Here is a 13,404-nt window from a genome sequence, read left to right on the forward strand (position 1 = left end):
TGGGTGGTAACGGACGGCCGCACGAACACCGATCCGAGTTCCACGGCGGCCGACATCCCGCTGGTGAGCGGCCCGGTCGGCAGCGCCCACCTGACCGCGCGGGTCCCCGTTGGGTTCGGTTTGAAAGCCATCGGCACCACCGCCGGCGCCGCCGCCGGCCCCTGCGCCAGCCCCGCCGCCGGCACCGCCCGCGCCGCCGCCGGCACCGCCGGCTCCTCCGCCCGCGCCGCCTTGGGCGAAGGCCGTGGCCGCACCGATGATCAGCGCCGCGGCCGTCACCGTGCTCCGAAAGAGCTTGCTCATGGTCGTTGTCCGTTCCCTGTTAGGTGCCGGCGCCCGTCCGGCACCAGTCCGGCCCGCAACGAGAAGCTGCAGGAAAGCGTTCCGCCAAAAGGCACCGCGCCAGGCCCCGGCGAGGACCCAACGAGGACCCGTCGAACTCATGGCCGACACCCAGATCCGCACCCGAAGCCTCACGGCGAACGGCCTGCGCTTCACCGTGGACGAGGCGGGCTCGGGCGACGCGGTGGCGCTGCTCCTGCACGGCTTCCCGGAGAGCCGCTATTCCTGGCGCCATCAGCTCCCGCACCTCGCCGGGCTCGGCTGGCGCGCGGTGGCGCCGGACCTGCGCGGCTACGGCGACAGCGACCGCCCCCGCGAGCGGGACGCCTACCGGCTCGAACACCTGGTGGACGACGCGGCGGCGCTGTTCGACGCGCTCGGCGCCCGCCGCCGCCTCCTCGTCGGGCACGATTGGGGCGCGATGGTCGCCTGGTCGCTCGCCATCGCCCGGGCCCGGCCCCTCGACGGGCTGGTGATCATGAACGTGCCCCACCCCGCGGTCTTCCGGAGCGTGCTGCGGCGCTCCTGGCGCCAGCGGGCGCGCTCCTGGTACGTCGCGTTCTTCCAGCTCCCCGGGCTGCCCGAATGGGCCCTGACCCGGAACCGCGCGGCGGCCATCGCCCAGTCCTTCCGCGGGATGGCGGTCGACAAGTCCGCCTTCCCGCCGGAGGTGCTCGACCATTACCGCGCGAACGCCCTGCGGCCCGGCGCGATGACGGCGATGCTGAACTACTACCGCGCCAATGCCGGGTCGCTGCTGCGCGATCGCGCAAGTCCACCCATCGCGGAGCCGGTCCTCATGGTCTGGGGCGAGGAGGACACCGCGCTCGGGCTGGAGCTGACGGAAGGCTACGGCCCCCACGTCGCGGACTTCACCCTGCGCCGGCTGCCCGGCGTGTCGCACTGGGTGCAGCAGGAGGCGCCGGGCCCCGTCAACGCGGCCCTGTCCGACTGGCTCGCGGCCCGCGGCCTCGTGCCGGGCGAAGGGTGACACGGGCACCCGTTAATCCCCAGCCCGTTGCCCCGGAGGCTTTTGCGGGCCGGCGCGCCCGCGTAACGTCGCCTCAGACAAGCAAGAGCGGCGGCACGCGCCGCGGGAGAGACGAACGCCATGGCAGAAATCGGGATCGCACCCGCGGTGGACGACGCCGCGGACCGGCGCCGCCGCATCATGGCCATCGTCGGCTCGTCGTCCGGCAACCTCGTCGAGTGGTACGATTTCTACTGCTACGCCTTCTTCGCGATCTACTTCGCGCCGGTCTTCTTCCCGCAGGGCGATTCCACCAGCCAGCTCCTGCAGACCGCGGGCATCTTCGCGGTGGGCTTCTTCATGCGCCCGATCGGCGGGTGGCTGTTCGGGCGCATCGCCGACCGGGTCGGCCGCCGCACCTCCATGGTGATCTCGGTGCTGATGATGTGCGTCGGCTCGCTGTTCATCGCGATCCTGCCGACCTACGAGTCGATCGGCGAGGCGGCTCCGATCCTGCTCCTCCTCGCCCGCATGCTGCAGGGCCTCTCGGTCGGCGGCGAGTACGGCACGAGCGCCACCTACATGAGCGAGGTGGCGCTGAAGGGGAAGCGGGGCTTCTACGCCTCGTTCCAGTACGTCACGCTGATCGGCGGCCAGCTCCTCGCCTCGCTGGTGCTGGTGACGCTGCAGGCGGTGCTGACGGCCGACCAGCTCAAGGGCTTCGGCTGGCGCATCCCGTTCTTCATCGGCGCGGCCGCCGCGGTCGTCGCGCTCTACCTGCGCCGCTCGCTCGCCGAGACCGCCACCGGCGACCGCGAGGCGGCCGGCACGTTCAAGGAGCTGTCGAAGCACTGGCGGGCGTTCTGCGTGGTGCTCGCCTACACGGCCGGCGGCTCGCTGAGCTTCTACACCTTCACGACCTACATGCAGAAGTACCTCGTCAACACCGCGGGCATGCCGAAGGTCTCGGCCTCGCAGGTGATGACCTTCGTGCTGCTCGTCTACATGCTGGTGCAGCCGATCTTCGGCGCCCTGTCCGACCGCATCGGGCGCAAGGCCAACATGCTGCTCTACAGCGGGCTGGGCACCCTGATGGTGGTGCCCCTGATGACCGCCATCGGCGGCACCAAGGACCCCTTCGTGGCGTTCGGGCTGATCACCGCCGGGCTCCTGGTGATCAGCTTCTACACGGGCATCAGCGGCATCGTGAAGGCGGAGCTGTTCCCCACGCAGGTGCGGGCGCTCGGCGTCGGCCTCTCCTACGCGCTCGCCAACGCGATGTTCGGCGGCACCGCCGAGTACGTCGCGCTGTGGTTCAAGGAGCGCGGCATCGAGAGCACCTTCTTCTGGTACGTCACCGTGATGCTGTCGGTCGCCTTCGTGGGCTCGCTGCTGATGCCGAACCCGAAGCGGCACGGCTACCTCGACGGCGACGGCACCGTCGAGGAGGCGCTGGGCGCCAAGCCCCGCCTCGCGCCGGCCTGAGGGCCGCGGCGCCGCCCCCGTGGTCCGGGGGCGGCCTGCCCGCTACTTGATGACCGCGCAGGCGATGCGGTTGCCCGCGCCGCCGATCGGCTGCGTGCTGTGGTCGTCCTCGTTGGCGTGGATGATCAGCGCGGAGCCGTCCCCGTCCCGCAGGCCGCCCTCCCCGGTGAGCGGGGTCTCGCTCGACACCTCGGCGTTCACCGAGCCGTCCGCGGCCGCGTAGATGTTGGGCATGTCGCCCTCGTCCGGCCCGTCCGGGTTGAGGAGGCCGTGCTTGCTCTGGTCGTGGTTCACGTGCGCCTTCGAGTTGGCGAACTTGTCCGTGTCCGAGCAGTCGCCGACCGCGTGGAAGTGGATGCCGTGCCAGCCCGGCGGCAGGCCGCCCGCCTTGATGGCGAGGCGCATCACCAGGGCGTTGGCGCCGTCCCGGATCGCGATCTTGCCGATCGACTCGCCCTTGTTGTTCTTGATCTCGCTCTCGAAGGTCTGCGGCGCGGCGGGCGCCGGATCGGCGGTCTGGGCCGGGGTCTGGGCCGGGGTCTGTGCCAGGGCCGGTGCGGCGGACGTCAGGCTCGCGAGGGCCGCGAGGCCGATCAGAAGGCGTGTCATGCGATGGCTCTCCTCTCCAGGCTCAGCTAGGTAGGCGCGGCGCTGCCCCTTCGACAGGGTGCGCGCGCGGGTTGGGGGCACGCCGTGTCCCGACCGACACGACACGCAGTCAGGTTGTAGCGGATTCCATGTCCCCTGAGCGGCCCCGGGCCGACCGCGTCCTGGTCGAGCGCGGCCATTACGAGAGCCGGGCCCGGGCCCAGGCGGCCATCGCGGCCGGGCTCGTCACCGTCGACGGGCGGCGCGTCGCCCGCGCCTCGGACCGGATCGACCCGCAGGGCCTCATCGTGGCGGGGCAGCCCCACCCCTTCGTCTCGCGCGGCGCCCTCAAGCTCGCGGCGGCGCTCGACGCCTTCGGGCTCGATCCGGCGGGCCTCGCCTGCCTCGACGTCGGCGCCTCGACGGGGGGCTTCACCGACCTGCTGCTCCGCCGGGGCGCCGCCCACGTCACCGCCGTCGACGTGGGGCGCGACCAGCTTCATCCGACGCTTCGGGCCGACCCGCGGGTGACGAGCCGCGAGGGCACCGACATCCGCGCCCTGGAGGCCGGCGCCCTCCCCGCGCCGGCGGGTCTCGCCTGCATCGACGTCAGCTTCATCGCCCTGCGCCTCGTGCTGCCCGCCCTGCCGCCCCTCCTGGCGCCGGGCGCGGGGCTCGCAGCGCTGATCAAGCCGCAATTCGAGGCGGGCCGCGAGCGGGTCGGGCGGGGCGGCATCGTGCGCGACGCGGCCGTCCATGCCGAGGTCTGCGCCGCGGTGGGGGACGTTCTCGGCGGCCTCGGCTTCACCATCCTCGGCCTCGTCCCCTCCCCGATCGAGGGCGGCGACGGCAACCGCGAGTTCCTGATCGGGGCCCGCCTCGGGCAAAGTGGACGACTGCAGAGCGCATGACCGACACCGAGACCCTGACGATCCGCCGCCTCGGCGCCCGCGGCGACGGCCTCGCCGAGGACGGCACGCCGGTGCCGAAGGCGCTGCCGGGCGAGCGCGTCGCGATCCGCCGGAGCGGCAACCGGGCCGAGCTCGTCGCCGTCGAGGCGGCCTCCCCCGAGCGCGTCGCGCCGTTCTGCCCCTACTTCGCCCGCTGCGGCGGCTGCGCGGTGCAGCACCTCGCCCCCGAGCCCTACGGCGCCTGGAAGCGGGGGCTCCTCGCCGCGGCCCTGTCCCAGGCGGGCCTGCCCGTCGAGCCCGAGCCCCTCGTCGACGCGCACGGGCGCGGGCGCCGGCGCATCACGCTCCACGTCCGCGCCGTCGAGGGCCGCGCGGAGGCCGGCTTCATGGAGGCGCGAAGCCACGCCCTCGTGGCGATCGAACGCTGCCCCGTCGCGGTGCCCGAGCTCGCCGGGGCGCCGGCCCTCGCCCGGGCGCTCAGCGCGCCCCTCGGCCACGGCCGCAAGCCCCTCGACGTCGCCGTCACCGCCTGCCCGGCCGACCTCGACGTCGACCTGCGCGGCCACGGCCCGGTGAGCGAGGGCGTGCGCGCCGCCCTGGTGCGCCTCGCCGAGGAGCACGACCTCGCCCGGCTCGCCCTGCACGGGGAGGTTGTGGTGGCGCGCCGCCCCGTGACCCTGCCATCGGGCAGCGCGCGCCTGCTGCCCCCGCCCGGCGGGTTCCTGCAGGCGACCGCGGCCGGCGAGGCGGCGCTCACCGACCTCGTCGTCGCCGCGATGCCGCCCAGGCCGAAGCGGATCGCCGACCTGTTTGCCGGGTGCGGGCCCTTCACGCTGGCGCTCGCCCGCCTCGCCGAGGTCCACGCGGTGGAGGGCGACGCCGCCGCGCTCGCCGGCCTCGACCGCTCGGTGCGCGAGGCGGCGGGCCTGCGCCGCGTGACCCTGGAGCGCCGCGACCTGTTCCGCCGCCCCCTCCTCGCCCACGAGCTGAACGCCTTCGACGCGGTGGTGTTCGACCCGCCCCGGGCGGGCGCCCAGGCGCAGGCGCGCCAGCTCGCCGAATCGCGGGTGCCCCGGGTGGTCGGCGTCGCCTGCGATGCCGGCACCTTCGCGCGCGACGCCGCGACCCTGGTGGCCGGCGGCTACCGGCTCGAACGGGTCACCCCCGTCGACCAGTTCAAGTATTCGGGGCATATCGAGATGGTCGGGGTGTTCAGCCGCCCGCCGGAGCGCCGCCGGCGCTAGACGGCCGCGCACGCTTCGATTGAACTTCTGGGCGCGAAACGTGTTGATTCGCCGACGGAGGCGACCATGAGTATCCGACCCAACACCCGGCGCGCCCTCGCCCGCTCGGTCCTCCCCATCGTCCTCCTCGCCGCGCCGGCTCTCTGGCAGCCCGCCCTCGCGCAGGGCCCCGCGCAGCCGGACCAGACCGGCACCGGCGGCGGCCCGACGAGCACCATCACGGCGCCGAACACCAACACGCTCGGCGTCACCAAGCCGCCCGGCACCTCGCTCGGCGCCCCCGCCGAGGGGCAGCGGCAGGTGGAGCAGCGGGTCTTCTCCTCCGACCGGAAGATCGAGCGCAGCATCTGCAGCGGCTGCTGAAAGCCTAGAACAGGGAGCCCTGCGCGTCCTCGTCGCTCGAGCGCGGCGGGTCGCGGGCGGGCGGCACGGCCGGCTGCGGGCGGCCGACGGGCTCGATCAGGCCGGGCTCGTCGTGGCGCACGTCGTTGACCCGCGCGCTCACCGGGTCGAGGCGGATCCAGTCGTCCGGGCAGGGCCGGCAGAGGGCGGCGGCCGGGCCCGGCTCCACGCCCCGCACGTCGAGCCAGGGCGCGATCGCCCGCGGGTCGAGGATCACCGGCATGCGGTCGTGCACCGCCGCCATGGTCCCGTTGGCCCCCGTCGTCACGATCGCGGCGGTGTCGACCTCGGAACCGTCCGCCCCGAGCCAGCTCTCCCACAGGCCCGCGAGCGCCATCGGCGCACCGTCCCGGCGGCGGATCGCGAAGGGCGTGCGCACCGCCTTGCGGCCCTCGCCCTCGCGGCGCCACTCGTAGAAGCCGTCCGCCAGGAACACGCAGCGGCGGTGGCGGATGGCGCCCCGGAAGGTCGCCTTCTCGGTCACCGTCTCGGACCGGGCGTTGATGACGAGGGGAAAGCCCTTCGGGTCCTTCAGCCAGCCTGGCCAGAAGCCCCAGCGCACCAGCCGGAACTGGCGGCGGCCCTCCGCCTCCAGCACGATCGCCACGGGCTGGGTCGGCGCCACGTTGTAGCGCGGCGGGAAGTTCGGGCGCTCGGGGTAGCCGAAGAAGGCGGCGAACAGCTCCGGCGCCTGCGCGATGAAGTAGCGTCCGCACATCGGGCGAGCTTAAGCCGGCGCCCGCCTCAGAGCCACTTCTTCCAGCGGAAGAAGGCGTAGGGCAGCACCGCGGCCACGATCATCATCAGCACCGCCATGGGGTAGCCGAACGGCCATTCGAGCTCGGGCATGGTCTTGAAGTTCATGCCGTAGATCGAGGCGATCAGGGTCGGGGGCATGAACACCACCGCCATGACCGAGAACAGCTTGATGATGTTGTTCTGCTCGAGGTTGACGAGGCCGAGGGTGGCGTCGAGCAGGAACTGGATCTTGGTGGACAGGAAGGTGGCGTGCTCCTCCAGCGACTGCAGGTCGCGCAGCGTCGAGCGCACGTCCTCGCGCAGCTCGCGGGGGGCCTTGTTGGTGCGGTAGGTCGCCGAGAGCGAGAGCAGGATGCGCTCCATCGAGACGAGGCTCTCGCGCTGCTTCGAGATCAGGTCGCCGTGGCGCCCCAGCGCCCGCAGGGTGTCCTGCAGGGCGGTGTTGCGGGCGGAGGGGTCGTCCTGCACCTCGAAGATCTTGCCGGACAGGCGGTCGATGCGCTCGCCCTGGAGCTGCAGCACGTCGGCGGCCCGGTCGATCACCGCCTCGATCAGCCCCGCCAGGATGCTCTCGCCCGAGGCGCTGGCGGAGGGGCCGTTGCCGGTGGTGCGCCCGGCCCGCTGCGCGTACATCCGGAAGGCCTGCGGTTCCTCGAAGCGCACGGTGACGAGCTTGGCGCCGCGCAGGATGAAGGTGATGCCGGCGAGCCCCGGCTCCTCCGAGTCGCTGACCTTCGAGAGCACCCGCCCCGTCATGTATCGGGCGCCCTCCTCCACGTAGAGGAGCTCGGAGGGCTCGATGTCCTTCATCTCCTCCCGCGTCGGGACCTGGATGCCCATGAAGGCCTCGACCTTCAGCTCCTCCTCCCGGCTCGGGCGGATGAGGTCGAGCCAGACGGTCTCGTCGGGGATCGTGTCCTGCAGTTCGAGGGGGCGGCGTTCGAGCAGGGCCTGCCCGGCGCCGGCGACCGGCTGGTGGATGAAGATCACGAGCGTCTCAGGGCGGGGAAGCGCTCAGGCGAGCGCGTTGGGTGGCGGCACGCTCGCATCGGGCACGAAGAAGTCCGGCGCAAGGGGAATGCCCGGTGTGACGCGGTATTTTGAAAAGTCCGTGACGCCCGTCTCGTGCAGGAACGTGTCGTCGATCAGGAAGCGGCCAGTGGCCTCGCGGGCCGGCATTAGGAACAGGGCGTGGGCGGCGTCGGCCATGATCTCGGGCGTGCGGCTCGCCTGCATCAGGGCCTCGCCGCCGAGGAGGTTGTTCACGGCCGCCGTGGCGATGGTGGTGCGCGGCCACAGCGCGTTCACGGCGATGCCCTGCCGGCGCAGCTCGCCCGCGAGGCCCAGCACGCACAGCGACATGCCGAACTTCGCCATCGTGTAGGCGAGGTGGGGCGCGAACCACTTCTCCTGCATGTCGAGGGGCGGCGACAGCATCAGGATGTGCGGGTTCCCGGCCTTCGCGAGGTGGGGGATCGCGTATTTCGAGACCATGTAGGTGCCGCGCGTGTTGATCTGGTGCATCAGGTCGAAGCGCTTCATCTCGGTCTGCGGCGTCGGGGTCAGCGAGATCGCGCTCGCGTTGTTCACCACGATGTCGAGGCCCCCGAAGGCCTCCGCCGTCCGCCCGATCGCCGCCTTGACGGAATCCTCGTCGCGCACGTCGCAGACGAGGGGCAGCGCCCGCCCGCCCGCCGCCTCGATGGCCGCCGCCGCCGTGTGGATGGTGCCGTCGAGCTTCGGGTGCGGGGTGTCGGTCTTGGCCGCAATGGCCACGTTCGCGCCGTCCCGCGCCGCCCGCAGCCCGATCGCGAGCCCGATGCCCCGCGAGGCGCCGGTGATGAACAGCGTCTTACCCTTGAGCCCGTCCGCCATGGTTTCCTCCTGCTCGTCCTGATCGGGAAGCCCGGATTCCCTCACCCGGCCTTCCTTCAGCGGGCACCCGCCCGCCCCCGGCCCCGCGGCCTCATCCCCCCGGGCCCGGGCGCTCGCCCGCGATGCGGAAGCGCGGCGGCTGGCCGCCGTCCGCGTCGGTGAAGCCGTAGTGGCGGGCGAGGTCGCCGGCGTGCAGCACGCGGCCCGCCCGGGCGATCACGGCCTCGTCCGCGGCGAGCGCCGCCACCGCCCGGCCGGCGTAGAGGGGGCTCTCGGTGGCATCCTCGGCCTGGCCGAGGTCGCACACCCGCTCCGTGCGCACGAAGCCCGGGGAGAGGCCGAGCATGGTCACGCCGTGCGGGCGCAGCTCCTCGGCCCCCGCGAAGGCGAGGCGGTTCGTCGCGGCCTTGGCGAGGTCGTAGTAGACGTCGCCGAGATACGCGCCCTCGGTGTCGAACGAGACGAGCACGATCAGGCCGGAGCGGGCGGCCACCATGGCGGGGGCCACCGCGCGAGCGAGGAGGAGGCCCGCGAAGGGGCCGGCGCGCAGGAAGCTCCCGAACGGCTCGGCCGAGCGGCGCCAGAACGGCTCGCCCCAGGCCGACCCGTCGGGGTAGCGGCGCCCGTCGTAGCCCTCGTTGCCGCCCCAGACGCAGGAGACCGCGACGTCGATGCGGCCGTAGCGGCGCAGGGCCCAGTGGACGAGTTCGTCCACGGCCCGCTCGCTGGTGTGGTCGCAGAGGTAGTGCTGGCCCCGCCCGCCCGCGGCGTCGACGGCGCGGGCGGTATCCTCGATCGTCTCGGGGCGCGCCTCGGTACGGGGGCCGGTCTCGCTGGAGCGGGCGGTGACGATCACGGTGGCGCCGGCCTCGCCGAGGCCGCGGGCGATGCCGCGCCCGACACCCCGGGAGGCGCCGGCCACCAGGCAGACGCGGCCCGCGAGATCCGGCGTCACGGCCGCCCGGCGGCCCGGCCGCGGCTCAGGAAGGCCGCGAAGGCGGCCTGCGCCTCCGCCGAGGCGAGCTGGCGCCGGAACGCCTCGGCCTCCGCTTCGAGCGCCGCGTCGAGCGCCGCCTGGTCGCCGCGGATCAGCGCCCGCGAGGCCGCGAGCGCACCCCGCGGCAGGGCGGCGAGGCGCCCGGCCTGCGCGACCGCGTGGTCGAGGAGCATGTCGGAGGGGATCACCGCGTTGACGAGGCCGAGCGCCTGCGCGGCGTCCGCGTCGAAGGCCTCGGACAGGAGCAGGATCTCGGTGGCCTTGAGGCGGCCGACGCGCCGCGGCAGCAGGTAGCTCGATGCGGCCTCGGGCACGAGGCCGAGCTCCACGAAGGGCGTGCGGAAGCGCGCGGAGGGGCTCGCGTAGACGAGGTCGCAGTGGAGCGTCAGCGTCGTGCCGATGCCGACCGCGATCCCGTCCACGGCCGCCACCATCGGCGTGCGGGTGCGGGCGAGGCGGCGGATGAAGTGCAGCGCCGCGGGCTCCCCGCCCCCCTGCGCCTGCGCGACGAAATCGGCGATGTCGTTGCCGGCGCTGAACAGGCCGGGCAGGCCCGCGAACACCACCGCCCCGACCGCGTCGTCCGAATCCGCCCCCTCCAGGGCCTCGCCCATCGCCCCGTACATCGCCGCGGTGAGCGCGTTCTTCTTCTCGGACCGGTCGATCGCGACGAGGCGGACGCCGCCGGCGAGGTCCTGAACGGTGACGTGCTCGGTCATCTCGACAATCTCCGTTCCACAATCGCGCGCCCGGGATCCGCCCTGCCCCGTCCGGGGACGAGGCGCCTAGCTCGCCAGCGCCAGCGCCGCGTCCTCCGCGAAGGCGCCGCCGTCGATCACCGCCTGCTCCAGGCCGCCGGCCGCCACCGCGAGGTTCTCGGCGAAGAAGCGGGCGAGCGCGATCCGTGCGGCGTGAGCCGGATCGGTCTCGCCGGCCTTGAGCGCCGCGCTCGCGGCAAGCGCCGCCTTCGCGAGGCAGGCCCCGCCCTGCGCGAGGCCGAACAGGCGCAGGTAGGGGCTGGCGCCGGCGAGCGCCGCCTCCGGCCGGTTCGAGGCGAGGGCGGCGAGCTGGTGGCTCGTCGCCCGGTCGAGGCTCTCGACCGCCGCCCGCAGCCGCGCGGCGGTGTGGCCGAAGGCCGGGCTGCCGTCGCGCAGCACGCCCTCCGCCGCGGCGCGCATGGCGGCGATCTGCGCCCGCACGGTGGCGCCGCCGTTAAGCGGCAGCTTGCGGGCGACGAGGTCGATGGCCTGGATGCCGTTGGTGCCCTCGTAGATCGCCAGGATGCGGGCGTCGCGCATCAGCTGCGCCGCGCCGGCCTCCTCCACGAAGCCCATGCCGCCGTGCACCTGCACGCCGAGCGAGGTGACCTCGTTGGCGATGTCCGTCGAGAAGGCCTTGGCGACGGGGGTGAGCAGGGAGGCGCGGTCGTGGGCGGCCTGCCCCTCCGGCCCGTCCGCCGCGTCGAGGGCGGCGGCGGTGAGGTAGCAGATGCCCCGCGCGGCGGCCGTCAGGGCGCGCATGGTCAGGAGCATGCGCTGCACGTCCGGGTGGGCGACGATGGCGCTCGTCGCCTCCGCGGCCCCCGCCGCCCGGCCCTGACGGCGCTCCCGCGCGTAGGCCAGCGCCTTCTGGCTCGCCGCCTCGGCCACCGCCACGCCCTGCAGGCCGACGCCGAGGCGGGCCGCGTTCATCATCGTGAACATGCAGGCGAGCCCGCGATTCTCCTCGCCGATCAGCCAGCCCGTGGCGCCGCCCTGATCGCCGAAGGCCATCGAGCAGGTGGGCGAGGCGTGGATGCCGAGCTTGTGCTCCAGCCCCGAGCAGCGCAGGTCGTTGCGGCTGCCGTCCGGCAGCACCTTGGGGACGAGGAACAGCGAGATCCCGCGGGTGCCCGCCGGCGCGTCCTTGAGCCGGGCGAGCACGAGGTGGACGATGTTGTCGGTGAGGTCGTGCTCGCCGTAGGTGATGTAGATCTTGGCGCCGGTGATCCGGTAGCTGCCGTCCCCGGCGGGCTCGGCCCGGGTCCGCAGGAGCGCGAGGTCGGAGCCCGCCTGCGGTTCCGTGAGGTTCATGGTGGCGGTCCAGTCGCCCGAGACGAGCTTCTCGAGGTAGGCCGCCTTCAGCGCGTCCGAGCCGTGGGCCGAGAGCGCCTCGATGCCGCCGGCGGTGAGGAGCGGGCAGAGGCCGAAGGCGAGGCTCGCGGCGTTCCACATCTCCGTGCAGGCCGCCCCGAGGAGGTTGGGCAGCCCCTGGCCGCCGTAATCGGGATCGGCGGTGACGCCGTTCCAGCCCCCCGCCACGAAGGCCCGGTAGGCCGCCGCCCAGCCCGGCGGCGTGGTGACCGCGCCGTCCGCCAGCGGGGTGCCGTGCCGGTCGCCGGCGCGGTTGAGGGGGGCGATGACGTCGCCAGCGAACCGCGCGGCCTCGCTCAGCACCGCCTCGGCATCCTCCGCCGTCAGGTCGGCGTGGCGCCCGCCCGCCAGGACGGCGTCGAGGCCGGCGACGTGGCGCAGCGTGAAGGCCATCTCGGGCACCGGCGCGCGGTAGCTCATGAATCCGTTCCTCCCGGGCCCTCGCCCTCGGCCCTCGTCGGAGCCCCTCGCCCGGCGTTTGACGCCCCGGCGTCGCGGACGCTACGGCCTGCGGCGCCACATAAGCCGGAACCGACCGCTTCGTCACGGGCGGAGATCGTTTATAGCAGAGATAGTTTATATATGAACGATCCTGGGTCAACCACCGCGGAGGACGAGGCCACGCTGCGGCTCGGCGCCGATGCGGCGGGGCTGGAGCGGGCGGCGGAGCTGCTGCGCGCGGGGCGCCTCGTCGCCTTCCCGACCGAGACCGTCTACGGACTCGGGGCCGACGCCACCGACCCGGCCGCGGTGGCCCGGATCTACGCCGCCAAGGCGCGCCCGCGCTTCAACCCGCTGATCGCCCACCTGCCCGAGACGGGCGCCGCGCTCCGCGAGGGGGCGTTCGACGCCGCCGCCACCCGCCTCGCCGAGGCCTTCTGGCCCGGACCCCTGACCCTGGTGGTGCCGGCGACCGAGCGCACGCGGGTCTGCGACCTCGCCCGCGCCGGCCTGCCGAGCCTCGCCCTGCGGGTGCCCGGCAGCGCGCTGGCGCGCGACCTCCTCGCCCGGGTCGGGCGGCCGGTGGCGGGCCCTTCCGCGAACCGCTCCGGCCGGGTCAGCCCGACCGACGCGGACCACGTCGCCGCCGACCTCGACGGCCGCGTCGCCGCGATCCTCGACGGCGGCCCGGCGCCGGTGGGCGTCGAGTCGACGGTGGTGGCCTGCCTCGGCGACGGCCCCCGGCTGCTGCGCCCGGGCGGCATCACCCGCGTGGCCCTGCGGGAGGTTCTGGGCCGCGACCTCGCCGGGCCGGCGGCGGCGGATGCGGATGCTCCGGTGGGGCCGGGCCTCCTCGCCTCGCACTACGCGCCCCGCGCCCGGGTCCGCCTCGGGGCCCGCGCGGTCGCCCCCGGCGAGGCGGCGCTGCTGTTCGGTCCGGGCGCGCCGGAGGGGCTGGACGCTGCCGCGGCGAGCCTCAACCTCAGCCCGCGGGGCGACCTCGCCGAGGCCGCCGCGGCGTTGTTCTCCGCCCTGCGCCGGCTCGACGCCTCGGGGGCGGGCACCATCGCGGTGGCGCCGATCCCCGAGGACGGCCTAGGGGAGGCGATCAACGACCGGTTGCGGCGGGCCGCGGCACCCCGCTGAAAGTTTTTTCAGCGCCGCGCGGAACTTTCCCGCGCGACGCCCCGTTGATGGGTCACGAAGGCCAGATCAGCCCCCATTGGCCTTTACCCTTCCCAGGCTCGGAGCAATCCGA

The 13,404-nt window shown here is 74.1% G+C and carries 14 protein-coding genes; 6 read left to right on the forward strand and 8 right to left on the reverse strand.

Annotated features, from left to right (window positions below; genetic code table 11):
- Positions 1 to 303, reverse strand: a 303-nt coding sequence (locus ACLBXP_RS03685) for a hypothetical protein (RefSeq protein ID WP_447666220.1), incomplete at its 3' end; no start/stop codon positions are given.
- 139 nt (positions 304 to 442) lie between these two features.
- On the opposite strand from ACLBXP_RS03685, the gene ACLBXP_RS03690 reads away from it, so the two are divergent.
- A complete protein-coding gene (locus ACLBXP_RS03690; RefSeq protein ID WP_447666221.1) occupies positions 443 to 1,333 on the forward strand; it encodes an alpha/beta fold hydrolase in 891 nt (296 codons plus the stop codon).
- A 120-nt stretch (positions 1,334 to 1,453) separates the two neighbouring features.
- The gene (locus ACLBXP_RS03695) at positions 1,454 to 2,797 is read left to right on the forward strand and encodes an MFS family transporter (RefSeq protein WP_447666222.1); all 1,344 of its coding nucleotides are present in this window, start codon (positions 1,454 to 1,456) and stop codon (positions 2,795 to 2,797) included.
- A gap of 42 nt (positions 2,798 to 2,839) precedes the next feature.
- On the opposite strand, the gene ACLBXP_RS03700 is transcribed toward ACLBXP_RS03695, so the two are convergent.
- Positions 2,840 to 3,406 (reverse strand): superoxide dismutase family protein, encoded by a 567-nt coding sequence (locus ACLBXP_RS03700; RefSeq protein WP_447666223.1) that lies wholly within the window; start codon positions 3,404 to 3,406, stop codon positions 2,840 to 2,842.
- A gap of 128 nt (positions 3,407 to 3,534) precedes the next feature.
- On the opposite strand from ACLBXP_RS03700, the gene ACLBXP_RS03705 reads away from it, so the two are divergent.
- The 3 genes from ACLBXP_RS03705 (at position 3,535) to ACLBXP_RS03715 (ending at position 5,903) form a co-directional block, all read left to right on the forward strand.
- Positions 3,535 to 4,296 carry a TlyA family RNA methyltransferase gene (locus ACLBXP_RS03705; protein ID WP_447666224.1) on the forward strand — a complete coding sequence of 254 codons (762 nt, stop codon included), beginning with the start codon at positions 3,535 to 3,537 and terminating at the stop codon, positions 4,294 to 4,296.
- Positions 4,293 to 5,540 carry a class I SAM-dependent RNA methyltransferase gene (locus ACLBXP_RS03710; RefSeq protein ID WP_447666225.1) on the forward strand — a complete coding sequence of 416 codons (1,248 nt, stop codon included), beginning with the start codon at positions 4,293 to 4,295 and terminating at the stop codon, positions 5,538 to 5,540. Before ACLBXP_RS03705 ends, ACLBXP_RS03710 begins: the two co-directional genes overlap by 4 nt.
- Before the next feature lie 66 nt (positions 5,541 to 5,606).
- Positions 5,607 to 5,903 (forward strand): hypothetical protein, encoded by a 297-nt coding sequence (locus tag ACLBXP_RS03715; RefSeq protein WP_447666226.1) that lies wholly within the window; start codon positions 5,607 to 5,609, stop codon positions 5,901 to 5,903.
- Between the two features lie 4 nt (positions 5,904 to 5,907).
- Here ACLBXP_RS03715 and ACLBXP_RS03720 read toward each other — a convergent pair whose 3' ends face one another.
- The 6 genes from ACLBXP_RS03720 to ACLBXP_RS03745 form a co-directional block, all read right to left on the reverse strand.
- A complete protein-coding gene (locus ACLBXP_RS03720) occupies positions 5,908 to 6,660 on the reverse strand; it encodes an SOS response-associated peptidase (RefSeq protein ID WP_447666227.1) in 753 nt (250 codons plus the stop codon).
- A 26-nt stretch (positions 6,661 to 6,686) separates the two neighbouring features.
- Positions 6,687 to 7,691, reverse strand: a complete 1,005-nt coding sequence (locus ACLBXP_RS03725; RefSeq protein ID WP_447666228.1) for a magnesium transporter CorA family protein — start codon at positions 7,689 to 7,691, stop codon at positions 6,687 to 6,689.
- 24 nt (positions 7,692 to 7,715) lie between these two features.
- Positions 7,716 to 8,576, reverse strand: a complete 861-nt coding sequence (locus tag ACLBXP_RS03730; protein ID WP_447666229.1) for an SDR family oxidoreductase — start codon at positions 8,574 to 8,576, stop codon at positions 7,716 to 7,718.
- Positions 8,577 to 8,667: 91 nt separating this feature from the next.
- Entirely contained in the window at positions 8,668 to 9,531 is an 864-nt protein-coding gene (locus tag ACLBXP_RS03735) for an SDR family NAD(P)-dependent oxidoreductase (RefSeq protein ID WP_447666230.1), read from the reverse strand.
- Complete coding sequence (locus ACLBXP_RS03740; protein ID WP_447666231.1) at positions 9,528 to 10,292, reverse strand: enoyl-CoA hydratase-related protein; 765 nt, start codon at positions 10,290 to 10,292, stop codon at positions 9,528 to 9,530. The genes ACLBXP_RS03735 and ACLBXP_RS03740 overlap by 4 nt, the downstream gene beginning before the upstream one ends.
- A gap of 66 nt (positions 10,293 to 10,358) precedes the next feature.
- Complete coding sequence (locus ACLBXP_RS03745; protein WP_447666232.1) at positions 10,359 to 12,125, reverse strand: acyl-CoA dehydrogenase; 1,767 nt, start codon at positions 12,123 to 12,125, stop codon at positions 10,359 to 10,361.
- Positions 12,126 to 12,287: 162 nt separating this feature from the next.
- Here ACLBXP_RS03745 and ACLBXP_RS03750 point away from each other — a divergent pair, with 162 nt between their 5' ends.
- Complete coding sequence (locus tag ACLBXP_RS03750) at positions 12,288 to 13,292, forward strand: L-threonylcarbamoyladenylate synthase (protein WP_447666233.1); 1,005 nt, start codon at positions 12,288 to 12,290, stop codon at positions 13,290 to 13,292.
- The last annotated feature ends 112 nt before the right edge of the window (positions 13,293 to 13,404 follow it).

The sequence above is a fragment of the Methylobacterium sp. A54F genome (genome assembly GCF_053346035.1).

Excerpts from the sequence above, each read along its gene's own strand:
- ACLBXP_RS03690 (WP_447666221.1), top strand. The coding sequence starts at position 443 with ATGGCCGACACCCAGATCCGCACCCGAAGCCTCACGGCGAACGGCCTG.
- ACLBXP_RS03695 (WP_447666222.1), top strand. The coding sequence starts at position 1,454 with ATGGCAGAAATCGGGATCGCACCCGCGGTGGACGACGCCGCGGACCGG.
- ACLBXP_RS03700 (WP_447666223.1), bottom strand. The coding sequence starts at position 3,406 with ATGACACGCCTTCTGATCGGCCTCGCGGCCCTCGCGAGCCTGACGTCC.
- ACLBXP_RS03705 (WP_447666224.1), top strand. The coding sequence starts at position 3,535 with ATGTCCCCTGAGCGGCCCCGGGCCGACCGCGTCCTGGTCGAGCGCGGC.
- ACLBXP_RS03710 (WP_447666225.1), top strand. The coding sequence starts at position 4,293 with ATGACCGACACCGAGACCCTGACGATCCGCCGCCTCGGCGCCCGCGGC.
- ACLBXP_RS03715 (WP_447666226.1), top strand. The coding sequence starts at position 5,607 with ATGAGTATCCGACCCAACACCCGGCGCGCCCTCGCCCGCTCGGTCCTC.
- ACLBXP_RS03720 (WP_447666227.1), bottom strand. The coding sequence starts at position 6,660 with ATGTGCGGACGCTACTTCATCGCGCAGGCGCCGGAGCTGTTCGCCGCC.
- ACLBXP_RS03730 (WP_447666229.1), bottom strand. The coding sequence starts at position 8,576 with ATGGCGGACGGGCTCAAGGGTAAGACGCTGTTCATCACCGGCGCCTCG.
- ACLBXP_RS03740 (WP_447666231.1), bottom strand. The coding sequence starts at position 10,292 with ATGACCGAGCACGTCACCGTTCAGGACCTCGCCGGCGGCGTCCGCCTC.
- ACLBXP_RS03745 (WP_447666232.1), bottom strand. The coding sequence starts at position 12,125 with ATGAGCTACCGCGCGCCGGTGCCCGAGATGGCCTTCACGCTGCGCCAC.
- ACLBXP_RS03750 (WP_447666233.1), top strand. The coding sequence starts at position 12,288 with ATGAACGATCCTGGGTCAACCACCGCGGAGGACGAGGCCACGCTGCGG.